19 protein-coding genes are annotated in these 21,116 nt (G+C 69.2%); 5 read left to right on the top strand and 14 right to left on the bottom strand.

Annotated features, from left to right (window positions below):
• Positions 1-28 precede the first annotated feature (28 nt).
• The 3 genes from LVB77_RS06305 to LVB77_RS06295 are packed head-to-tail and all read left to right on the top strand — an operon-like array spanning position 29 to position 2,157.
• Positions 29-634, top strand: a complete 606-nt coding sequence (locus tag LVB77_RS06305; protein WP_232909335.1) for a nitroreductase — start codon at positions 29-31, stop codon at positions 632-634.
• Entirely contained in the window at positions 619-1,554 is a 936-nt protein-coding gene (locus tag LVB77_RS06300; RefSeq protein ID WP_232909334.1) for a 5'-3' exonuclease H3TH domain-containing protein, read from the top strand. The genes LVB77_RS06305 and LVB77_RS06300 overlap by 16 nt, the downstream gene beginning before the upstream one ends.
• A 30-nt stretch (positions 1,555-1,584) precedes the next feature.
• A complete protein-coding gene (locus tag LVB77_RS06295; RefSeq protein ID WP_232909333.1) occupies positions 1,585-2,157 on the top strand; it encodes an NUDIX hydrolase in 573 nt (190 codons plus the stop codon).
• 9 nt (positions 2,158-2,166) lie between these two features.
• Here LVB77_RS06295 and galE read toward each other — a convergent pair whose 3' ends face one another.
• From galE to LVB77_RS06240, 11 genes are all read right to left on the bottom strand, one after another.
• Positions 2,167-3,207, bottom strand: coding sequence for a UDP-glucose 4-epimerase GalE (gene galE / locus LVB77_RS06290; RefSeq protein WP_232909332.1), 1,041 nt, complete (start codon positions 3,205-3,207; stop codon positions 2,167-2,169).
• Between the two features lie 12 nt (positions 3,208-3,219).
• Positions 3,220-4,149 (bottom strand): hypothetical protein, encoded by a 930-nt coding sequence (locus tag LVB77_RS06285; protein WP_232909331.1) that lies wholly within the window; start codon positions 4,147-4,149, stop codon positions 3,220-3,222.
• Positions 4,146-4,787 (bottom strand): class I SAM-dependent methyltransferase, encoded by a 642-nt coding sequence (locus LVB77_RS06280; protein WP_232909330.1) that lies wholly within the window; start codon positions 4,785-4,787, stop codon positions 4,146-4,148. The genes LVB77_RS06285 and LVB77_RS06280 overlap by 4 nt, the downstream gene beginning before the upstream one ends.
• Positions 4,788-4,836: 49 nt before the next feature.
• Positions 4,837-7,659, bottom strand: a complete 2,823-nt coding sequence (locus LVB77_RS06275; RefSeq protein ID WP_232909329.1) for a glycosyltransferase — start codon at positions 7,657-7,659, stop codon at positions 4,837-4,839.
• A 73-nt stretch (positions 7,660-7,732) separates the two neighbouring features.
• Positions 7,733-8,860 carry an ATP-binding cassette domain-containing protein gene (locus LVB77_RS06270; protein WP_232909328.1) on the bottom strand — a complete coding sequence of 376 codons (1,128 nt, stop codon included), beginning with the start codon at positions 8,858-8,860 and terminating at the stop codon, positions 7,733-7,735.
• Positions 8,861-8,870: 10 nt separating this feature from the next.
• Positions 8,871-9,662 carry a hypothetical protein gene (locus tag LVB77_RS06265; protein WP_232909327.1) on the bottom strand — a complete coding sequence of 264 codons (792 nt, stop codon included), beginning with the start codon at positions 9,660-9,662 and terminating at the stop codon, positions 8,871-8,873.
• Positions 9,659-12,007, bottom strand: coding sequence for a glycosyltransferase family 2 protein (locus tag LVB77_RS06260; protein ID WP_232909326.1), 2,349 nt, complete (start codon positions 12,005-12,007; stop codon positions 9,659-9,661). The genes LVB77_RS06265 and LVB77_RS06260 overlap by 4 nt, the downstream gene beginning before the upstream one ends.
• A gap of 513 nt (positions 12,008-12,520) precedes the next feature.
• Complete coding sequence (gene pip / locus LVB77_RS06255) at positions 12,521-13,468, bottom strand: prolyl aminopeptidase (RefSeq protein ID WP_232909325.1); 948 nt, start codon at positions 13,466-13,468, stop codon at positions 12,521-12,523.
• 88 nt (positions 13,469-13,556) lie between these two features.
• A complete protein-coding gene (gene prmC / locus LVB77_RS06250; protein ID WP_232909324.1) occupies positions 13,557-14,387 on the bottom strand; it encodes a peptide chain release factor N(5)-glutamine methyltransferase in 831 nt (276 codons plus the stop codon).
• Between the two features lie 187 nt (positions 14,388-14,574).
• The gene (locus LVB77_RS06245) at positions 14,575-15,108 is read right to left on the bottom strand and encodes a carboxymuconolactone decarboxylase family protein (protein ID WP_232909323.1); all 534 of its coding nucleotides are present in this window, start codon (positions 15,106-15,108) and stop codon (positions 14,575-14,577) included.
• Between the two features lie 367 nt (positions 15,109-15,475).
• Positions 15,476-16,015, bottom strand: coding sequence for a peroxiredoxin (locus tag LVB77_RS06240; RefSeq protein WP_055900689.1), 540 nt, complete (start codon positions 16,013-16,015; stop codon positions 15,476-15,478).
• A gap of 174 nt (positions 16,016-16,189) precedes the next feature.
• Between LVB77_RS06240 and LVB77_RS06235 the strand changes: the two genes are divergently transcribed.
• A complete protein-coding gene (locus tag LVB77_RS06235) occupies positions 16,190-17,152 on the top strand; it encodes a LysR substrate-binding domain-containing protein (protein WP_232909322.1) in 963 nt (320 codons plus the stop codon).
• 100 nt (positions 17,153-17,252) lie between these two features.
• Here the strand turns inward: LVB77_RS06235 and msrA are convergent, their stop codons facing one another.
• The 3 genes from msrA to LVB77_RS06220 form a co-directional block, all read right to left on the bottom strand.
• On the bottom strand, positions 17,253-17,912 hold the full coding sequence (gene msrA / locus LVB77_RS06230) for a peptide-methionine (S)-S-oxide reductase MsrA (protein WP_232909321.1): 660 nt from the start codon (positions 17,910-17,912) through the stop codon (positions 17,253-17,255).
• A 181-nt stretch (positions 17,913-18,093) separates the two neighbouring features.
• A complete protein-coding gene (locus LVB77_RS06225; RefSeq protein WP_232909320.1) occupies positions 18,094-18,612 on the bottom strand; it encodes an adenine phosphoribosyltransferase in 519 nt (172 codons plus the stop codon).
• 207 nt (positions 18,613-18,819) lie between these two features.
• Positions 18,820-19,098 (bottom strand): DUF2007 domain-containing protein, encoded by a 279-nt coding sequence (locus LVB77_RS06220; protein ID WP_232909319.1) that lies wholly within the window; start codon positions 19,096-19,098, stop codon positions 18,820-18,822.
• 247 nt (positions 19,099-19,345) lie between these two features.
• Here LVB77_RS06220 and LVB77_RS06215 point away from each other — a divergent pair, with 247 nt between their 5' ends.
• Positions 19,346-21,109, top strand: coding sequence for a glutamine--tRNA ligase/YqeY domain fusion protein (locus LVB77_RS06215; protein ID WP_232909318.1), 1,764 nt, complete (start codon positions 19,346-19,348; stop codon positions 21,107-21,109).
• The last annotated feature ends 7 nt before the right edge of the window (positions 21,110-21,116 follow it).

Genomic DNA, 21,116 nt, shown 5'->3' with positions numbered 1-21,116 from the left:
GCACACACAAAATAGGCTTTTGTGACTGATGTCCCGAATCGATACCGACTTGCCTCCTGAATCCGAAAAAGCGTTAGCGGCTCTAGACATTCGCCGCTCGGTGCCGGCCAAACAGCTCACCGAACCGGGCCCGGACCCGCGCCAGCTGGAGCGCATGCTGCGCTCGGCGGTGCGCGTGCCGGACCACGGCAAGCGCGTGCCGTTCCGCTTTCTCAGCATCCGCGGCGACGCCCGCCACCGCCTCGGCGAGCGTCTGGCCGCACGCGGCCTGGAGCGCGACCCCGACGCCGGCGAGGCCGCGGTGGAGAAGGACCGCGGCCGCTTCTCGCACGCACCTTTAATAGTGGTGGTGGTCGCGCGCCTGGGGCCGGACGAGAAGATCCCCGAACAGGAGCGCCTGCTGACCGCCGGCAGCGTCTGCTTCGCCCTGCTGCAGGCCGCGCAGGCGCTGGGCTTCGGCGCGGTGTGGCTGACCGGCTGGCCGGCCTACGACCCGCAGGTGCTGGGCTGGCTGGGCCTGGGCGAGGACGAGCGCGTGGCCGGCTTCATCCACATCGGCACGCCCAAGCTGGAAGCGCCCGAGCGCGAGCGCCCGGACCCGCTGGCCCTGCTGAGCGAATGGACGCCGCGATGAGCGTCCAGCCGCCGCTGTACCTGGTCGACGCCAGCCTGTACGTGTTTCGCGCCTGGCACTCGATGCCCAACGAGTTCGAGGACGCGCAGGGCTGGCCGACCAACGCGGTGCACGGCTTCGCCCGCTTCCTGGTCGAGCTGATCGAACGCGAGCGCCCGCGCCACATCGCGGTCGCCTTCGACGAAGCCCTGGATTCGTGCTTCCGCAACGCCTTCTATCCGGCCTACAAGGCCAACCGCGAGCCGGCGCCGCAGGAACTCAAGCGCCAGTTCGTGCATTGCAAGGCGCTGTGCCATGCGCTGGGCCTGCCGGTGCTGGCGCACAGCGAGTACGAGGCCGACGACCTGATCGGCAGCGCCCTGGCTTTGATGCGCGCGCAGGGCTACCGCGGCGTGATCGTCTCGGCCGACAAGGACCTGTCGCAGCTGCTGGACGGCGCCGACGAGCAATGGGACTACGCGCGCGGCCAACGCTGGCGCGCCGACGGCGTGCCGGCGCGGCATGGCGTGGAAGCGCGCCAGATCGCCGACTACCTGGCGCTGTGCGGCGATGCGGTCGACAACATCCCCGGCGTGCCCGGCATCGGCGCCAAGACCGCGGCCGCCCTGCTCGCCCACTTCGGCAGCCTGGACGCGGTGCTGGCGCGGGTGGAGGAAGTGCCCTTCCTGCGACTGCGCGGCGCGGCCAGCACCGCCGCGCGCCTGCGCGAACACCGCGAACAGGCGCTGCTGTGCCGGCGCCTGACCACCATCGCGCTGGATGCGCCGCTCGACGCCGCCGCCGCCCCGTTCCTGCGCGGCCCCGGCCTGGCGCCCGAGCTGTCGGGCCTGTGCGAGTCCCTGCGTTTCGGCCCGATGACCCGGCGCCGTCTGCACGAAGCCGCCGGCCTGGACTTCGCGACGTCATCGCTTCCGTCGTAGCATCGGGGCGAACGCATGCCCGGACGCACCATGACCGATACCGCCGCCACCGACACCGCAACCGACGACGCCGTCGAGACCCTGTACGACGGCCACTGGTTGCGGATGATGCGCCGCGGCCGCTGGGAGTACGCCGAGCGCACCCACGGCAACGGCATGGCGGTGATCATCGTCGCGGTCACGCCCGAGGATAAGGTGCTGTTCGTCGAACAGTTCCGCGTGCCCTTGAACGCACGCACCATCGAAATGCCGGCCGGCCTGGTCGGCGACGACCACGACACCGACACCCTGGAAAGCGCCGCCCGCCGCGAACTGATCGAGGAGACCGGCTGGCAGGCCGACCGCGTCGAGGTGCTGCTGACCGGCCCGACCTCCTCGGGCATGAGCAGCGAGCGCATCGCCTTCGTGCGCGCGCGCCAGCTGCGCCGCGTCGGCGAAGGCGGCGGCGTCGACGGCGAGGACATCGTGGTCCACGAAGTCGCGCGCGCCGACGCGCCGGCCTGGCTGATGCGCAAGCACGCCGAAGGCTACGAGCTGGATCTGAAGCTGTGGGCGGGGCTGTGGATGATCGACCGCAATCCGGATGGGTCGGAAGCGGACTGAGCGACGCTGCTAGCCGTAACCGTCCGGGTTGGCCTGTTGCCAGCGCCAACTGTCGGCGCACATCTCGCCCAGGTCGCGGCGTGCGCGCCAGGCGAACAGATCGCGCGCCCGCGCCACTTCGGCCCAGCATTGGGCGATATCGCCGGGCCTGCGCTGGACCACCTGAAACGGAATGGGGATGCCACTGGCGCGCTCGTACTCGCGCAGGATCTCCAGCACCGACACGCCCTGCCCGGTGCCCAGGTTGACGGCGACCCAACCGGGCGCGCGCTCCAGATGCCGCAGCGCCGCCACATGGCCTTCCGCGACGTCCAGCACGTGCACGTAGTCGCGCACGCCGGTGCCGTCGGCGGTGCCGTAATCGCCGCCGAACACGCTCAGGCGCTCGCGCCGCCCCACCGCGACCTGGGCGATGTAGGGCACCAGGTTGTTGGGAATGCCACGCGGGCTCTCGCCGATCAGCGCGCTGGGATGGGCGCCGACCGGATTGAAGTAGCGCAGGCAGGCGATCGCCCACTCCGGCTCGGCGGCCTGCAAGTCGCGCAGCATATGCTCCACGAACAGCTTGCTGCGCCCGTAGGGATTGCTGGCGCCCAGCGCCGCGTCCTCGCGCAGCGGCATCGCGTTGTCGGCCGCATAGACCGTGGCTGAGGACGAGAAGATCAGCCTGCGCACCGCTTGCGCGCGCATGGCCTCCAGCAAGGCCAGGGTGCCGGCGACGTTGTTGCGGTAGTAGTCCAAGGGCAATGCCACCGACTCGCCCACGGCCTTGCTGCCGGCGAAATGCATCACCGCGCCGACGCGATGCTCGCGCAGCACGCGCGCCATCCGCGCGCCGTCGCCGATGTCGGCCTCGACGAAGTCCGGGCGCCAGCCGACGATGCGCTGCAAGCGGTCCAGCACCCGCGGCGAGCTGTTGGCCAGATTGTCGACGATCACGAAACGGCGCCCGGCCTCGGCCAGCGCGACGCAGGCGTGCGAGCCGATATAGCCCAGGCCGCCGGTCACCAACACGGTGTCGCCGCTCGAGCCGTTCGCGCCGCTCGCCATCCGACCCGACCCTCAGGTGATGTCCGCGTACCGCGGATAGTCCCAGCGGTGCTGCCAGCCGGGCTGAGGGGTACGCCAACTCGCGCCGTAAACCAGCTCCAGATAACGCTCGGCTTGCGCCGGCACCGCCAGAGTCACGCCGTACAACTCGCCGTCCCTGGCGGGAAACAGCGCTTCCCAAGGAATGACGCCGCGAGGCCCGGGAATGGAGGCCAGGTGACCGCGCTCGTTCAAGCCGACGAACACGTCGATGTCGCTGCGCATCTGCGGCCGCCGCACCTTGATGAAGGCCGGCCAGCGCCCCACCACGTCGTAACCGGCTCCGGACAGGAACGCGGACACAAGCTCGACGCCCGCACCGAACGTCGGAGCGGCCTGCATGTCCAGGCCCACCAATACGTCCAGGTCGTCGTCGTGCGGCGAAAGATCGCCGCTGCGCTCATACGACAAGACCGCGCCATACGCCAGGCACGCGTGCCCGAACTCACCGCGCAGCAGCGCGATCAGCTCTGCGGTTTGCCGCAGGTAGGCCGTCTTCTCGTCCAACGACCAGAACCGGAACGAACGCAACAGCCCATGGCTGGTGATCTCCAAGCCCGCCGGGATCACATAGGCCTCGTTGATTTCGGCCAGCACCGAACGCACCGCGGCATTGGACATGCCCATGTCGCAGGCTTCGCCCAGGCGCTTGCTCAGATCGACGGCGCCCTCATCGAGCAACTGCCTCATCAAGGCATGGAACAGGCGAACGCGGGGCTCCGGCGCGATCGCCTCGCCGGCCGCCAGGGCTTCGATCGCCGCGGCCAGGCGTGCGGCCGCATCGCGATCGATCCTCAGCTTGACCGTGCCGGCCGGCGCTGCCTCGAACGCCGCGCCAGCGGCGCCCGCAGCCGCCCGCACCTCGGAGAAGAAGGACTCGACGGAGTCCGCCGTCTCGTTCACGCGGCGCTCCGGCTGCACAGGATCCTGGCGACATGCGCGTCGTCGCTCTTGTACTTGGCGTAGCCGAAGCCCTCGACGAAGTAGCGGACCTGGAAACCGCGCGCCGCCAGCCTCGAAATCAGGCCGGAGGGTTCGATGTAACGACGGTAGTGCCCGGGCGTCTCCTTGCGCAGCTGGCTATCGCGGTGCGTGCGGAACTCGATGGCCAGCAGCGAGCGCTCGCAAACCACCTCGTCGGCCAGGTCGATGAAAGCGCGCTCGGCCTCGTCGTCGATGGCATGCAGAAAGAACCGCGCGTACACCACCTTGGGCGCGTCGCCGCTGTCGCGCACCGCGCGCGCCAGGCCGGGCGACTGGATGCCCTCGCACACGAACCTGGCCCGCTCCGACAAACCCAGTTCGTCGCGCCTGCGTTCGCAGAAGTCGATCGCCACTTGCGACGCATCCACGCCCACCACGTTCAATCCCTGCTGGGCGAAGAACAAGGTGTCGCGACCGGTGCCGCAGCCCAGGTCGACCACCATGCTGCCCGGCGCCAACTCTCCCATCAGAAAGGCGGCGAACTGCGAGGGCGCGATCGCCGACATGCCGCCGGCATGGCCGTAGTAGGAATTCCAATAGCTATCAGTTGCTGTCATAACGCCTCGCTGGTTCGGCCTGGGCCATACGATTGGGAAACGGCCGCGCTCAGCGGCGGCACGCGACTTCGAGCAACTCGTCCGCGCCGGTATCGAAGCTGCAATCGCGCAGCATCGCGGCCACCTTGTTGACGCTGTCGAAGCCGTTGCGGCCTTCGTGCAGGCCGAAGTGCAGGTAGTGATCGGCGCCGCGCTGCATCTGACCCGCGCCGATCGCACGCGCGACGTCGTCGTGCATGGCCACGTAGGCCGCCTCGTCCTCGTTCACGATGTCGCGCAACGCGCTCACCGGCACCCGGCCGGCGGCGTACTCCAGCGCTACCAGCAGCACGCGCGCCTCGGCCAATTGCGCACGCGGGACGCGCTTCGCGGCCAGGGCGTCCAACAGGCTCAGGTAGCGTTCGCGGTGCTGGTGCCGATCGGTGTGCTTAAGCACTTCGCGCGCGACCGCGTAGAACTCCGCATGGGTACTGGCGGCGTCGCGCGCGTAAGCGGCCAGGCCTTCCAGCGCATGCTCCCCGCGACCCAACGCGGCATCGAAACGAATTCCGGCCAGGCGCGCGTCGTAGAGCCGCCGCGCGGGCGCGGCGTCGCGCGGGGCGCCCACCTCCAGCGCGACCAGCGTCTGGTCGACGCCATCGGCCGGGCGCGAGGCGCCGGCGTGCAGATCCTCGGCCAAGGCCAGAGTCATGCGCAGCTGTCCCTCGGCCTGAGCCAGACGTATCAGCTTGGTCAGCGTGTCCTCGCGCGAGAGGCCCGGCGCCATCAACTGGTGGCGCAACTCGGCGTTGGGCTGCAGCGAGTACAGCCACCACTGCCGGTTATGCGCGTCCACCGCGACTTTCTTGCCCAGGGTCAGCGAAAGCAGATCGCGCGCGGCGTCGGCGTCGTCGGCCAGTGCGCTGGCATCGAAGCAGCGACGGAAGTTGCGCACCATGCTGGTGCGCGACAGCATGCTGGGCCGGCCGACCTCGTAGAAGTACAGCGGACGCGGAACGATCTCGATGCGCTTGCCGGCCTGCAGCATGCGCAGGAACAGTTCGTAGTCCTCGTGCCCCACGCCCTTGAGTTCGGTGTAGCCGCCGAGCGCGCGCAGCGTGTCGGTCCGGATCAGCGCGGTCGCGGCGCCGAGGACGTTCTCGGTGACCGCGACCGACAAGGGACCGCCGATCGGCACGTAGGCGACCTTGCGCTCGACCTGGCCCAGGCGGGCGATGATCTCCGAACGATGCGACTCGGGCATGAAGCAGTTGAAGCAGTTGACCACGTCCGCGCCGGTGGCCTGGGCCGCCTGCAACAGGGTCTCGATCAGTTGCGGAAACGCGTAGTCGTCGTCGTCGAGAAAGCAGATGTACTCGGCGTCGGTCGCCGCCAGCGCGGTGTTGCGCGCCGCGCCCAGGTAGCCGTTCTCGCGCCGGATCAGGCGCGCGCCCATGCGCGCAAGGAAGGATTCGAGCTGCTCCAGCGCCTCCAGCGTTTCCGGCGTGCGCGAGCCGTCGTCGACGACAATGAGCTCCAGATTCGGATACGACTGGCGCGCGGCGGAGATGACCGCTTCGACCAGCTTGGCCGGGCGCTCGTGATGGGTGATGGCCAAGGCCACTTTCGGCCGGGCCGACGACGGCGGCGGCGTTTCCGGCCTGGGCTCGCGATGGAACGCCAGCCAGGCGTTCTCGATCTGCGCCAACGACTGCGCCGCGCGCGGCGCGGACAAGCCCTGCTCGACGCTTTCGCGGATCTTGGCGGCCAGGGACGGCGCATCGATCTCGCACAGCCCCGGATAGTCGGGCTCCAGCAGTTCGCGGCCGCCGCCGGCGTTGGACGACACCAGCGGCAGGCCCAGCGCCACCGTCTCCAGCACCGTGTACGGACTGTTCTCGAACGGCGACGGCACCACCGCCAGCGGCGAGGCCAGCCCGCCGAAGTAGGCGGCCGCCGCGGTGCGGTCGTAGCCGCTGCGGATGCGGTAGTTGAACGACCAGGCCTTGCTGCGGTCCAACAGGTACACGCCCGAGGGCTGCGAATCCACCAGGCCCAGCTTGCCCATGAAGGTCACGGCGATGTTGCGCCTGACCAGGAACTCGTCCAAGCGGTCCAGCGCATCGCAGAACACCGCGAACCCCTTGCGGTCCTCGTGGCGGGCGAACAGCACCAGGTCGGTGACCGGGCCCGCGTCCGCATCGCGCGGCGCGCGCGCCAGCTCGGTTTCGCGCACGATCTCCGAGCAGACGTTCTTGAGCACGCGCACCCGCTGCGCCGGCGGCAAGGCATAACCGGCCTCGCGCAGCCAGTCCACCAGGTAGGCGCTGGGACTGACCACATAGTCGGCGCCCGCGATCGCGCCGCGTTCGAGGCGATCGATCTTGAGCTGGTCCTCGTGGGTGAAGAACCCCCGGTTGGCCTCGATGGTCCAGCGCGTGGGACCGTGCAACTGCACCACCAGCACGGAGTCGCGCAGGGCCAGCCCCTGGCGCTTGGCATCGACCGCGAAGCAGCCCAGCCCCTTGTAGTCGTGGAAATGGATGTAGTCGTAGCGGCCGCTCGCCTGCTCCAGGTGGCGCAGCACGGCATAGGCGCGCTTCTCGTAGGAGGCCGACCCCTCGATCCAGGCGCGCTCGTCCAGGAAGTCCAGCTTGATCGCCTTCTCGGCGAACTTCGCCTGCAGGCGTTCGGTCTCGCCCTCGGGTAAGGGCGCGACCGGGCAGTACAACACGTCGACATACGCCCCACGCGCGGCCAGCAACAGGGCCAGTTCGTAGAACGCGGCGCCGATGCCGCCGGACCCGCCGACGCCGGACAGCTCTTCGGTGACCAGGCAGATGCGCGGCCGTTGCGCCAGCAGACTTTCGGTATTCGCAGTTCCCGCGTTCATCGTTGTTCCCGCCCCTGTCGTGACCCCATAGCGCCGCGTTCGCTCTGTGCGCGCGGCGCGCAGGCTCCGGTACTCATGCCGCCTCCACCACGCCGCCGGGCGCCATACCCAGCGGCAGGCTCAACTGCCCGACGTTGCGCCCCGCCGATACCCGCAAACGCGCCGCGATGCCGCCTGCGTCGATCGCGTGCTCGTGATCGACGGTGAAGCGGAATCCGAAGCGACCGGCACGCTTGCCCATCGCGCGCAGCACGTCGTCCCTGCCGACGCGATCGAAGCGCTCCAGCACCTGGCTCAGGCCGTCCAGTTCGACGCGCAGCACCTCGACCTCGCGGCCGTGTTCGCCGATGGCCCAGCCCTCGACCTCCACCGTGCGGCCCCGGACGCTGATGCGCTCGATCAGGCCGCGGGTGTCGCCGAACAGCAGCGGATCCTGCGCGACGGCTTGCGCGCGCAGTTCCGCGCTGGCGCCCGCGACGATCTCGCGGTAGATCGCCATGCCCTGGTCGATATCGCCGAAATGGCGCATGCGCCCCTGGTCCAGCACCAGGGCCTTGTTGCACAGGCGCTTTTGCAGGTCGGTGCCGTGGCTGGCCAGGACCACGATGCGGCTGTTGTGGAAACGCCCCAGCATGCGATCGCGCGCGCGCTCGATGAAGGCGGCGTCGCCGGTGCCTATCCACTCGTCCATCAACAGGATGTCGGGCTGGACCGCGGTGGAAATGGCAAAGCCCAGGCGCGTGCGCTGGCCGGCGGACAAGGTGTGCAGGCGGTAGCTGGCGCGGTCGCGCAGGCCGGCGAATTCCAGGATGTCGCTGGCCACGGCTTCCAACTGACGCCGGCGCAAACCCATCGCCGTGCCGCGCAGCAGGATGTTCTCGGCCACCGACGCGTACTCGGAAAACCCCAGCATCGAGTTCAGCAGCGATTGCACGCTGCCGTGGCGCTCGACGCTGCCGCGGCTGGGCGGGAAGGCGCCGTTGAGCACGCGCAGCAAGGTGGTCTTGCCGGCGCCGTTGAGCCCCATCACCGCGATGCGGTCGCCCTCGTGGGCGGCGAAGTCGATCTGCGACAGCACGCGGGCGTAGCGGCGCACGCTGCCGCCCAGCGCCGATTTGAAGCCGGCGCCGTCGGCGCCGGCGCGCTGCAGGTCCAGCGGCAGGTCCAGGGAGATATCGTGAGCACGCAGGAATACGGTCATGGCGCGCTCCTCACAGCCACAGCGGAACGCGGCGCGCCGCGACCCGGTACACGCAGGCCGCGGCGATCAGGCCCAACACCGTCATGACGCCGAGGTAGGCCCAGGTCACCGGCTCTATGGCTTCGCCCAGCACCGGCGCACGCGCCGCCGCCAGCAGGTGGTGGAACGGATTGGCGCGCATCAACGCGCCCTGCACGGTGCCCTCGGGCGCGGCCTCCGGATACCAGACGATCGGCGTGATCAGGAACACCGCCATCATGGCGCTGCCCATCAGCTCGCTCAGATCGGGCAAACGCGCGCCGAGGATGCCCAGCAAGGTGCCGTAGAGGAACAGGTTGACCAGCACCAGCAGCAGGCCCAGCAGGGATGCCGGCGCGCCCGCGATCGAGAACGTCGGCGACGCCACCGCGACCACCGCCACGATCGGCAGCGACAGCAGGAAGTAGTAGAACGATCGCGCCAGCATCCGCAACACGAAGTCGGTCAGACGCAACTGGCCGTCGTAGATGTAGGACTGATAGCTGGCAAACACCGACGTCGCATCGGTGAGCACCGCCGAAATCATCCGGAACAGCAGGAAACCCACGCCCACATGCGCCAGATAGCGCTTGGGATCGATGCCCGGTTGCAGCGTCGCCATGAAGCCGCCGACGCCCCAGACGTAGACCGAGATCGGCACCAGCATCCACACCGCGCCCAAGCGCGTCTTGCGATACTTCACCAGGGTGTCGACCCAGCTGCCGTAGATCCAGTGATCGGGACGGCGCAGGCTTTGCGCGAGATGAGCGAACAGCAGGGTCATGAGGTTACCGGTTGGGGAAGCGGACGCGCGCGCGCCACCCGGCTGGCCCGGGTGCGCGGCGGGAAGGCCAGTTCGAAGTGATGGCTGTCCAGCGACAGGTTGGGGTTGTAGGCGGGGTCGTCGAACAGCAGTTCGCCCCAGCGCCGGCGCATCGCCTCGCACTCGGCCTGGAAGCGCACACGTTTCTCCGGCGTGATGTCGTGGCCGCGGCTGGCGGACTCGTGGTGGTAGAGCTCGGCGAACGGCGTCCAGACGTTGCGATAGCCCAGCGCATCGATGCGCAGGCACAGGTCGATGTCGTTGAAGGCCACCGCCAGGCTTTCGTCCATGCCGCCGACCTGGTCGAACACATTGCGCCGCACCGCCAGACAGGCGCCGGTGACCGCGCTGAGGTTGTGGACGACGCCGGCGCGGCCGAGATAGCCGTTGCTGCCGCGGTAGAGGTTGAGATGGACGTGTCCGGCGACGCCGCCCACGCCCAGGATCACGCCGGCATGCTGAATGGTGTCGGTGGGGTAATACAGCATGCAACCGACGGCGCCGACTTCCTCGCGCACGGCGTGGGACGCCAGCTCGTTCAACCAATCGGCGGCGAACACCTCGGTGTCGTTGTTCAACAGGCACAGCAGTTCGCCGGTGCCTTGGCGCACGCCGTGGTTGACGATGGCCGAGAAGTTGAACGGCATCGGGCAGTCGACGACGCGCACGCGCTCGCGCCCGCGCAGCAGTTCCAGGTAGGCCAGGGTTTCGGCTTCGGCGCTGCCGTTGTCGATCACCATCAGCTCGAAGTCCGGGTAATCGGTCCGTTCGAGCACGCTTTCGACGCAGGTGCGCAGCAGGTCGACGCGGTCGCGCGTGGGCACGATCACCGTCACCCGCGGCGCGGCCGCGCCCAGCGTACGCATCGCGCGGTAGTAGCCGTGGCCGGTCACCACCACTTCGGAGCGGCGCCCGATCCGCGCCAGATGCTCCTCGACCGCGCGCCGGCCCGCTTCGAGTGCGTAGGGTTTATGATCGCTGCCGCGCGCGGTCGAGCCGGCGGTGGCGCGCCAGTGGTACAGCACCTTGGGAATGTGCGCGATTTCGTCGTCGCGCAGGCCTTCGACGCAGCGCAGCGCCAGGTCGTGGTCCTGCGCGCCCTCGTAGCCCGGGCGCAGGCCGCCGACCGCGCGCACCAGGTCGGCGCGTATCACGGTGAAGTGGCAGAAGTAGTTCTGCGCCCGCAGCAGGTCCGGGTTCCACGCCGGTTTGAAATGCGGGTCGTAGCGGCGGCCCGATTCGTCGATCTTGTCCTCGTCCGAGTACAGCAGGCGCGCGCCGGGATGGGCCTCGATCGCCTGCGCGACTTCGTGCAACGCGTCCGGGCTGAGTTCGTCGTCGTGATCGAGGAAGCCCAGCCAATCGCCCTGGGCCAGATCGATCGCGTCGTTGCTGGCATGGCAGATGTGGCCATGCCGTTCCCGGAACTGCACGCAGATACGGCGGTCGCGGCGGGCGTAGTCGCGCAGCAGGCTGCGAACTTCCGACGAAGACGAAGCATCGTCGACCACGCACAGCTGCCAACGTTGATGGCTCTGCGCCAGCACGCTGTCCAGGCACCGGCGCAGCCAGCGCAGCGGCGGATCGCGCACCGGCAGCACCACCGAGATCAGCGGCGCGTCGGCGCGCCGACTCGCGCGCGGCGCAGCGGCGCGGGTGCGGCGGTCGAACAGGGCGATCCACTGCCGATAGGACTGCGCCTGCCGCCTCAGGGCCTGCTGGTAGCGCTGCTTCAAGGCGTCCGCGCCGGCACTCGCGCGCCGGTTCCAGCAGGACGTCAGGAACTCCATCGCGGCGGCGAATGCGTCGCCCCCCAGCCATTCGCGACGGCCGCGCCGAATGCCGATCAGCATTTCCATCACCGCGCGCGGTCGCGAAATCCGCCGCAGGCGGAAACCGCTCAGGCGGAACGTGGCCGCGCACTGGGTCGGATCGAAGCGCAGCGCGCTCAGCGGCCGCTGGATCAGCACCACCGTGCGCAGCCGTTCGCCCGCCCGCGTGGGCTCCGCGAGTTCGATCCGCGTGGCCTCGCTCTGGCCCTGGCCGTAATCCGGGTACAGGCAGGGCGCGACGATGTCGCCTTCGCCGACCTCGAAGCGCAGGTCCAACAGGTGCCAGCCAGGGGACGGCAGCGTCGCGCCGGCCTGCGGATGCAGGCCGAACTGCGGGTCTTCATGTTCGGCCACGCAATTCAGCGCACGGCCGACGCGCTCCACCCGCAGCCCCTTCAGCGGCGCCAGGTCCAACCCTGCCCCGTGGCCCGGCAGACGCCGGGCGATGGCCGCAAGCAAACGACCGAAAGTCAAAACGGGCCTCTCATTGGTGCGAACCCCCTTCTCCGCGCCGGCCCGCCCAAGGCCTACCGCGGTCACTGCCAAATCCGGGCGCGACGCAACGCAATTGCACGCCCGAAGCCCTACCCCTACGCGGCGAATACTTGCACCGGAACCGGCATGAATCAACCTAATCAGGACATATATTTCTGAATAACATAATTCACGGATGGCGCTGGCACACATAACCAGTGCCTTTGTCGACGCATTTGCGACGTTACGCGCATTTGGCGACGCAGTTCTTGCGACCTAATTGGAAAATCGCGAACAGGCCGCCGACGAGGACATCGGCGTATGCGAGCGGTCGGGCCACGCCGCTGGCACCGTGAGCCGCGGCGCACCTAGCGGGGCGGAGTGCGTTGTGGCGGCCTCGTAGCGCTTGCACGGCCGCCCGACGGGCCCGCAAACGAAAACGGCCGGCGGATCGCTCCGCCGGCCGTGCCGGTTCACGTGATGGGGCGGCCCCTGGCGGGCGCGCCCGGCGGCTCAGGCCGCGGCGTAGCGATCCGTCGCGCGCACCAGGGCGTCGACGTTCTCGGCCTCGAAGGCCGAGTGGCCGGAGGCCGGGGTGATGGTCAGCTCGGCGCCGGGCCAGGCCTGCTTGAGGTCCCAGGCGTTCTGCACCGGGCAGACCACGTCGTAGCGGCCGTGAACGATGGTGCCGGGGATGCCGGCCAGGCGGTGGGCGTCGCGCAGCAGTTGGTCCTCGACCTCGAAGAAGCCGCCGTTGACGAAGTAGTGGTTTTCGATGCGCGCGAACGCGAGCGCGAACGCGGCGTCCTCATGGCCGCTGACGAAATCCTCGTCCACGTGCAGGAAGCTGGTGGCGCCTTCCCACACGCTCCAGGCGCGCGCTGCAGCCAGGCGCTGGGCCTCGTCGTCGCTGGTCAGGCGGCGGTGGTAGGCGCTGATCAGGTCGTGGCGCTCCACCGGCGGAATCGCCGACAGATAGTGCTGCCAGGCGTCCGGGAACAGGCGCGAGGCGCCTTCCTGGTAGAACCATTCCAGTTCCCAGCGGCGCAGCATGAAGATGCCGCGCAGGACCAGTTCGGTGACCTGCTGCGGATGGGTTTCGGCGTAGGCCAGCGCCAGGGTCGAACCCCAGGAGCCGCCGAACACCTGCCAGCGCGCGATGCCCAGGCGTTCGCGCAGACGCTCGATGTCGGCGACCAGATCCCAGGTGCCGTTGTCGACCAGGTCGGCGTGCGGCGTGGAACGTCCGCTGCCGCGCTGGTCGAACAGCACGATGCGGTATTTGGCCGGGTCGTGGAAACGGCGCATTTTCGGACTGCAGCCCGCGCCCGGCCCGCCGTGCAGCAGCACCACCGGCTTGCCGTTGGGGTTGCCGCACTGCTCGTAATACAGGGTATGGCGATCGTCGACCTGGAGGGTGCCGACGTCGTAGGGTTCGAGCTCGGGATAAAGCGTGCGCATCGTGCGAATCTCGCTGACGGAATGGGTCGAGTCTACCCAGCCGCGGCGCGCGGGCGATACCGTATGCGAGCGCCGCCGTAGCGCGGCTTCAATCGGCCGGTGCGCGCCCGAGGGTGACGCGGTCGCGGCCTTCCAGGTCGCGCTCGGTGGCCACTTCGACCAGTCCGGCGTCGCGCAGCAGGCCGCGCACCGCCATGCCCTGCTCCCAGCCGTGTTCGATCAGCAGCCAGCCGCCGCGCTGCAGATGCGCGAGCGCACCGGACGCCAACGCGCGGATCGCATCCAGGCCGTCGGCACCCGAGGCCAGCGCGGTGCGCGGTTCGTGGCGCAGGTCGCCTTGTTCCAGATGGGCGTCGTCTTCGGAAATGTAGGGCGGGTTGCTGGCGATCAGGTCGCAGCGTTCGCCGTCCAGGGGCGCGTACCAGTCGCCGTTGCGGAACTCGACGTTGCCCAGCGCCAACGCGCGCGCATTGTCGGCGGCCACGCCCAGGGCTTCGTCGCTGGCGTCGGTGGCGATCACGCGCGCGGCCGGGCGTTCGCGCGCCAGCGCCAGCGCGATCGCGCCGCTGCCGGTGCCCAGATCGGCGATGCGCGCGATGCGTCCGGCGGGCAGGCGCGCCAGCGCCAGCTCCACCAGCAATTCGGTTTCAGCGCGCGGGATCAGCGTGGCCGGCGTGACGCGCAGGTCGAAGCTCCAGAAGCCGCGCTGGCCGAGCAGATAGGCCACCGGTTCGCCGTCGGCGCGGCGCGCGACCAGAGCGCGGTAGCGGCGCGCGAGTTCTTCGGCGATCAAGTCGTCGCCGTGCGCGAACAACCAGCTGCGCGGCTTGCCCAGTGCGTGGGCCAGCAACAGCTCGGCCTCGGCGCCGTCGTCCAGACGCGTCCTGGCTTCGCGCAGCAGCAGATCGATGCGGTTCATCGGCGGTGTCCTTCCCGGGCGGTTGCGAGCCGGTGCGCTCCGCGCCCGGCGAATCCAGCCGCACATGCTACGCGAGCGGGGCCGTCCGACCGCGCTGCGGCGCGCAAAAAACAACGACCGCCGGCACGGACCGGCGGTCGTCGGGCGAGACGAGCTCGCATCCGGACGGGGGCGTACGCGCCTGGGATCAGGCCGCGTGCTGCTCCAGGGTCACGGCAACAGCGTGCACTACGGCACCAATTTTCAGCGCACTTTGCACGCCTTGCGCGCTGATATCGTGCTTGCGCAGCACCTTCTCGTGCGAGTCCATGCAGGCGCCGCAGCCGTTGATCGCCGACACCGCCAGCGAGGCCAGCTCGAAGGTCATCTTGTCGATGCCCGGGTTGGCCATGACGTTCATGCGCAGGCCGGCGCGCAGCTGGCCGTACTCCTCGTTCTGGATCAGGTGGGTGGCGCGGTAGTAGATGTTGTTCATCGCCATGATCGCGGCGGCGGCCTTGGCGCCGGCGATTTCCTCGGCCGACAGCTGCTCGGCGGCGAAGGCTTCGATCGCGGCGGTCAGCGGCTGGTAGCGCGAAGCGATCGCGCAGGCCAGCGCGATGGCGCGGATGCGCTTGCCGTCCAGGCCCTGCGAACCGGCGTCGCTGAGCACGCTGTCGAGGTTGAGCTTGAGGTCCTTGGCGTAGTCGGGCAGCGCGTTGCGAAGATCGGAAAGGCTCATCGGATGACTCCTGGCTGTGCGTATCGGGGGAAGGCCGGCCCGCGGCGTCGGCGTTGGCTGGCGTGCGGCGCTGGGCCTGCGGCTGGCGGACGACGGGCGCGTTCGCGCGACGCGGCGCAGTGCGCGGCGCGGAGGCGACGGGGCCTTGCGATAAAAACAGCCGGGGCGAACCCCGGCTGTGGGCATCCCGCATGGGAGGGAGGGGAGAGCCGGGGGTGAAACCGGCCCGCATGCGGGTGGTGCCTGAAGAGATCTGCGCCGAACGCCTAGGCGGGCGGCGCAGGTGAAACCGGACGGTGGCGCCGAGGTCGGAGCCGGCCGCGACCCACGGAGATCCGCGGCCTGGCTCGCCGATCCGACTGACGGATCAGGCGACCTTCAGCGTGTTGTCGCCCGAGTTCCAGTTGCAGGGGCACAGCTCGTCGGTCTGCAGGGCGTCCAGCACGCGCAGGACTTCCTGCGGGTTGCGGCCGACCGAACCGTCGGTGACGTAGACGAAGCGGATGATGCCTTCCGGATCGACCAGGAAGGTCGCGCGCTGGGCCACGCCGTCTTCGCTGAGGATGCCCAGCGCCGAGGTCAGGTCCTTCTTGATGTCGGCCAGCATGGGGAACGGCAGGTCGCGCAGGTCCTTGTGGTCCTTGCGCCAGGCCAGGTGCACGAACTCGCTGTCGGTGGACGCGGCCAGGACCTGGCAATCGCGGTCCAGGAACTGCTGGTTCAGGTCGCCGAAGCCCTTGATCTCGGTCGGGCACACGAAGGTGAAGTCCTTCGGGTAGAAGAACACCAGCAGCCACTTGCCCTTGTAGGTGTCGTTGTCGATGTCGGCGAAGGCGCTGTCGAGGCTTTCGATGCCGACGGTCGCCTTGACCTTGAATTTCGGGAACTTTTCGCCGATGGAAAGCATGCGGAGAACTCCTTGATTAACGGATGGAAGGGGTAAGCGTAGGGGGTTGGATGCCGCGGACCGCATCCGATGAGGCTATGTTGCAGGACAGCATTTGATTACTGAAATGAATTGTTCCTATTATGGCAATAGCCTACATCAATGAACATTCTTTCCGTAGCCTGAGCCGCCCGCATGAACCTGCGTGACCTCAAATATCTGGTCGCCCTGGCCGATCACAAGCACTTCGGCCGCGCCGCCGCCGCCAGTTTCGTGAGCCAGCCCACGCTCTCGACGCAGATCAAGAAGCTCGAGGACGAACTGGGCGTGTCGCTGGTGGAGCGCGCGCCGCGACGGGTGATGCTGACGCCGGTCGGGCGCGACATCGCCGAGCGCGCGCGCAAGGTGATCGCCGACGTCGAACAGATGAGCGAGATCGCGCGCCGCAGCCAGGATCCGGAGGCCGGCACCGTGCGTCTGGGCCTGTTCCCCACCTTGGGGCCCTACCTGCTGCCGCATGTGGTGCCCGGCCTGCGCAAGCGCTTCCCGCGCCTGGAACTGCTGCTGGTCGAGGAGAAGACCGACCAGATCCTCGCCCGCCTGCGCGACGGCCGCCTCGATGCCGGCCTGCTCGCGCTGCCGGTGCACGACGATCAACTGCATATCGAGCCTTTGTTCGACGAGCCCTTCCTGCTGGCCGTGCCGCAGCAACATCCGATGGCCGCGCAGGACTCGCTGTCGCTGCACGACCTGGACGATCAGCACCTGCTGCTGCTGGAGGAAGGCCACTGCCTGCGCGACCAGGCCCTGGACGTGTGCCGGCTGGCCGGCGCCGACGAACGCGACGGCTTCCGCGCGACCAGCCTGGAAACGCTGCGGCAGATGGTCGCGGCCGGCGTCGGCATCACCCTGTTGCCGATGCTGGCGGTGCAACCGCCGGTGCCGGCCTCGCCGGATATCCAACTGCTGCGCTTTCGCGGCGAGGCGCCGCACCGGCAGATCGCGATGCTGTGGCGGCGCAGTTCGGCAATGGCGGGGTTTCTGAGCGAACTGGCCGCCGAGCTGCGCAAGCTGCCGCAGGCGCTTCTGCAGCCGCCCAAGCCGTCCAAGCCGTCCAAGCCGTCCAAGCCGGTACGCCGCGCGGGGGCGCGAAGCTAAGATCCAGGAGGCAGCGGCAACCGCATCGTCGCCATGCGGGACAGCGCGTAGTGTGCGGTTCGCCTGCGGCTCAGCGCACCGGACGTCGCTCGACCCCGCTTCAGGCGCCCACGCCGATCGGGCAGCTCACGCCGGTGCCCCCCAGGCCGCAGTAGCCGGTCGGGTTCTTGGCCAGGTACTGCTGGTGCTCGTCTTCGGCGTAATAGAACGTCGGCGCCGGAAACACGATCTCGGTGGTGATGTCGCCGTAACCGGCAGCGCGCAGCCGTTGCTGGAAGGCCTCGCGGCTGGCCAGCGCGGCGCGGTACTGGGCCTCGTCGCTGCAATAGATCGCCGAACGGTACTGGGTGCCGGTGTCGTTACCCTGGCGCATGCCCTGGGTCGGGTCGTGGCTTTCCCAGAACGTCTGCAACAAGGACTCGAACGAAACCTGCGCCGGTGCGTACACCACCAGCACCGCCTCGGTGTGGCCGGTCTGGCCGCTGCAGACTTCGCGGTAGGTGGGATTGGGCGTGTAGCCGCCGGAATAACCGACCGCGGTAGTGACCACCCCCGGCAGCGACCAGAACTTGCGCTCGGCGCCCCAGAAGCAGCCCATGCCGAACTGCACCTGCGCCAGGCCGGCGAACGCATCCGGACCGCCGCGCAGGGGACGGCCGTGCACGTAATGGGCATCGTGCAGCGGCAGGGCGTGTTCGCGCCCGGGCAGCGCGTCTTGCGGCTGCGGCAAACGCTGTTTGTAGGCGCCGATACCCAACATCTGCGACTCCTGCTCTGCCACGGGGATTCCGTAGCAATCAGATGCGGGTGGCCGGGCGGGTTTCAAGGTGGATCGCGGGGGCGCGGCCCTCACCCCACCCCCTCTGCCGTTTACGGAAGAGGGTTGGGGCGAGGGATGAGCGCGAAGCGCGAACGCGCTCGACTCATGCGCACCGCGCAGGTCAGTACCGCAACAGCGAACGCAGCGGCGCCTCGCCCTGCCAGCGCGCGCGGCCGCCCAGGCCTTCCAGCTCGATCAGCACCGACGCCCCCACCAACTGCGCGCCCAGTTGCTCCACCAAGGACCGCGCCGCGGCCAGCGTGCCGCCGGTCGCCAGCACGTCGTCGACGATCAGGGTGCGCTCGCCCGGACGCAGCGCATCGCTGCGCGCCTGCAGGCGGTCGCTGCCGTACTCGAGCTGGTAGTCCACCGACACCAGCGGCGGCGGCAGCTTGCCCGGCTTGCGCAGCGGCACGAAGCCGGCGTGCAGCTTCTGCGCCAGCGCCGCGCCGAAGATGAAGCCGCGCGACTCGATCCCGCATACCGCCTGCACCTGGCTGCCCTGCCAGGGCTCGGCCAGCGCGTCGATGCAGCGCGCGAAGCCGCCGGCGTCGGCGAGCAGCGGCGTGACGTCGCGGAACACGATGCCGGGCTTGGGGAAGTCGGCGACGTCGCGGATCAGGGCTTGGATGGAGTGCATGCGGGTCCTGCGGGTGGGGAACGATTAAAAGTCCGGCATCGGGCCGGCCGGGGCGTAGAGCGAAGATCAACAGGGGTTCCGGCGTTCGCCGGAATGACGGGATATCGGGGCGGCGCGAGAAACGGGGACGACGGGAGTCGGGATTTCCGACTGAAGACAACGCGCATCACGCACGCGCCCCATCCACGCCCAGCGTCGCGCTATCGCTCAGGCCGGCAACCAGCCGGCCGCGCCGGGATCGGGCTCGTCGTCCTGAACGGCGTCGGCTTGCGGCGCCTCGCCCAGCGACAGGCGCTCGACGATATCGCGCGCCTGCGGCCAGGCCGCCTCCGGCACGCAGACCTGAACCATGCCGAACAGCGGCAATTCGCCCACGCCGCCCAGCAGGGCTTCGCCCTTGAGAAACACCGGGATGTCCTGCGCTTCCAGTGCATGCCGCACCAGATGGGCGTCGATCAGATTGGCGGCTTCGTAGACGACCTGCATCGTCCGATCCTTCGGCCTCCGGGGCCATTCGGGTCCGCGGTCAGCATACGCCGCCCGCACGCAGCGGCGCTGGCGCGCGACGCACCCGGCCAGGCGCGGGACAGGAACGGCGCGTGCCGCGTCGGCGCCGCGATCGTCAAAATCGTCCGGCTGCGCGGCCGTTCCACCGCACGCCGCGGCGTGCGGAGCCGGCAAGGACCGCCGCCAGCGGCTAAACTGGGCGTTCTCCCCTGCCTGTAGCTGCCGCATGTCCGTTGAGCCCGCACCCGCCCACGAAGTCGCCGCCGACCCCTCCGCCGCACCGGTCAAGAACGACTTCATCCGGCAAATCGTTCGCGAGGACGTGGCCTCGGGCAAGCACGCGGCCATCCGCACCCGCTTCCCGCCCGAACCCAACGGCTATCTGCACATCGGCCACGCCAAGGCGATCTGCCTGGATTTCGGCATCGCCGGCGAGTTCGGCGGCCGCTGCAACCTGCGCTTCGACGACACCAACCCGGCCAAGGAAGACCCCGAGTACGTCGAGGCGATCCAGGAAGACGTGCGCTGGCTGGGCTTCGACTGGGCCGAGCTGCGCCACGCCTCGGACTACTTCGACGTGTTCTACCTGGCCGCGCAGAAGCTGATCCGCCAGGGCGACGCCTTCGTCTGCGACCTCAGCGCCGAGGAAGTGCGCGCCTACCGCGGCAACCTCACCGAGCCGGGCCGCAACTCGCCCTACCGCGACCGCAGCGTCGAGGAGAACCTGGACCTGTTCGCGCGCATGCGCGCCGGCGAGTTCGCCGACGGCGCGCGCACGCTGCGCGCCAAGATCGACATGGCCTCGGGCAACATCAACCTGCGCGATCCGGCCCTGTACCGGATCAAGAAGGTCGCGCACCAGAACACCGGCGACGCCTGGCCGATCTATCCGATGTACGACTTCGCCCATTCGCTCAGCGATTCTTGCGAAGGCATCACCCATTCGCTGTGCACGCTGGAATTCGAGGACCACCGCCCGCTGTACGACTGGTGCGTGGCCAAGGTCGACCTGCCGAACTCGCCCGAACTGCTGGCGCCGCTGCTGGCCAAGGGCTACCCGAACGAGGCCGCGATCCCGCGCCAGATCGAGTTCTCGCGCGCCAACCTCAACTACACCGTGATGAGCAAGCGCAAGCTCATGGTGCTGGTGCAGGAAAAGCTGGTCGACGGCTGGGACGATCCGCGCATGCCGACCCTGCAGGGCATCCGCCGCCGCGGCTACACGCCCGCGTCGCTGCGCCTGTGGGCCGAGCGTCTGGGCGTGAGCAAGCAGAATTCGGTGATCGACTACTCGGTGCTGGAAGGCTGCCTGCGCGAGGACCTCGATGCGGCCGCCGCGCGCCGCATGGCGGTGATCGATCCGCTGAAGCTGGTCATCACCAACCTGGACGACGCGCACGAGGAATCGCTGCACTTCGCCAACCACCCCAAGGACGAGCGCTTCGGCGCGCGCCAGATTCCGTTCTCCAACCAGCTGTGGATCGAGCGCGAGGACTTCGAGGAAGTGCCGCCCAAGGGCTACAAGCGCCTGATTCCGGGCGGCGAAGTGCGCCTGCGCGGCGCCGGCATCCTGCGCTGCGACGAAGTGATCAAGGACGAGGCCGGCCAGATCGTCGAACTGCGCGGCACGCTGGACCCGGAATCGCGTCCCGGCATGGCCGGCGCCGACCGCAAGATCAAGGGCACCATCCACTGGGTCAGCGCGCGCCACGCGGTGGCCGCCGAGGTGCGTCTGTACGACCGCCTGTTCGACGTCGCCGCGCCGGACGACGACAGCGACGGCAAGACCTATCAGGACCACCTCAACCCGAACTCGCGCACCACCACCACCGGCTATGTCGAGCCTTCGGCCGCGCAGGCCGCGCCCGAGACCGCGTTCCAGTTCGAGCGCGTGGGCTACTTCGTCGCCGACCGCTACGACCACAGCGCCGAGCGCCCGGTGTTCAACCGCTCCGTGACCCTGCGCGACACCTGGGCCGCGAAGGCCTGAGAGGCAT

It is taken from the genome of Lysobacter sp. 5GHs7-4, assembly GCF_021284765.1.
In the GTDB taxonomy this organism is placed as follows: Bacteria; Pseudomonadota; Gammaproteobacteria; order Xanthomonadales; family Xanthomonadaceae; genus Lysobacter.
The sequence above is the reverse complement of the archived record's forward strand: the minus strand, read 5'-3'. Positions and strand labels throughout refer to the sequence as shown.

Excerpts from the sequence above, each read along its gene's own strand:
- LVB77_RS06305 (WP_232909335.1), top strand. The coding sequence starts at position 29 with ATGTCCCGAATCGATACCGACTTGCCTCCTGAATCCGAAAAAGCGTTA.
- LVB77_RS06300 (WP_232909334.1), top strand. The coding sequence starts at position 619 with ATGGACGCCGCGATGAGCGTCCAGCCGCCGCTGTACCTGGTCGACGCC.
- LVB77_RS06295 (WP_232909333.1), top strand. The coding sequence starts at position 1,585 with ATGACCGATACCGCCGCCACCGACACCGCAACCGACGACGCCGTCGAG.
- galE (WP_232909332.1), bottom strand. The coding sequence starts at position 3,207 with ATGGCGAGCGGCGCGAACGGCTCGAGCGGCGACACCGTGTTGGTGACC.
- LVB77_RS06280 (WP_232909330.1), bottom strand. The coding sequence starts at position 4,787 with ATGACAGCAACTGATAGCTATTGGAATTCCTACTACGGCCATGCCGGC.
- LVB77_RS06275 (WP_232909329.1), bottom strand. The coding sequence starts at position 7,659 with ATGAACGCGGGAACTGCGAATACCGAAAGTCTGCTGGCGCAACGGCCG.
- LVB77_RS06270 (WP_232909328.1), bottom strand. The coding sequence starts at position 8,860 with ATGACCGTATTCCTGCGTGCTCACGATATCTCCCTGGACCTGCCGCTG.
- LVB77_RS06265 (WP_232909327.1), bottom strand. The coding sequence starts at position 9,662 with ATGACCCTGCTGTTCGCTCATCTCGCGCAAAGCCTGCGCCGTCCCGAT.
- pip (WP_232909325.1), bottom strand. The coding sequence starts at position 13,468 with ATGCGCACGCTTTATCCCGAGCTCGAACCCTACGACGTCGGCACCCTC.
- prmC (WP_232909324.1), bottom strand. The coding sequence starts at position 14,387 with ATGAACCGCATCGATCTGCTGCTGCGCGAAGCCAGGACGCGTCTGGAC.
- LVB77_RS06245 (WP_232909323.1), bottom strand. The coding sequence starts at position 15,108 with ATGAGCCTTTCCGATCTTCGCAACGCGCTGCCCGACTACGCCAAGGAC.
- LVB77_RS06240 (WP_055900689.1), bottom strand. The coding sequence starts at position 16,015 with ATGCTTTCCATCGGCGAAAAGTTCCCGAAATTCAAGGTCAAGGCGACC.
- LVB77_RS06235 (WP_232909322.1), top strand. The coding sequence starts at position 16,190 with ATGAACCTGCGTGACCTCAAATATCTGGTCGCCCTGGCCGATCACAAG.
- msrA (WP_232909321.1), bottom strand. The coding sequence starts at position 17,912 with ATGTTGGGTATCGGCGCCTACAAACAGCGTTTGCCGCAGCCGCAAGAC.
- LVB77_RS06225 (WP_232909320.1), bottom strand. The coding sequence starts at position 18,612 with ATGCACTCCATCCAAGCCCTGATCCGCGACGTCGCCGACTTCCCCAAG.
- LVB77_RS06220 (WP_232909319.1), bottom strand. The coding sequence starts at position 19,098 with ATGCAGGTCGTCTACGAAGCCGCCAATCTGATCGACGCCCATCTGGTG.
- LVB77_RS06215 (WP_232909318.1), top strand. The coding sequence starts at position 19,346 with ATGTCCGTTGAGCCCGCACCCGCCCACGAAGTCGCCGCCGACCCCTCC.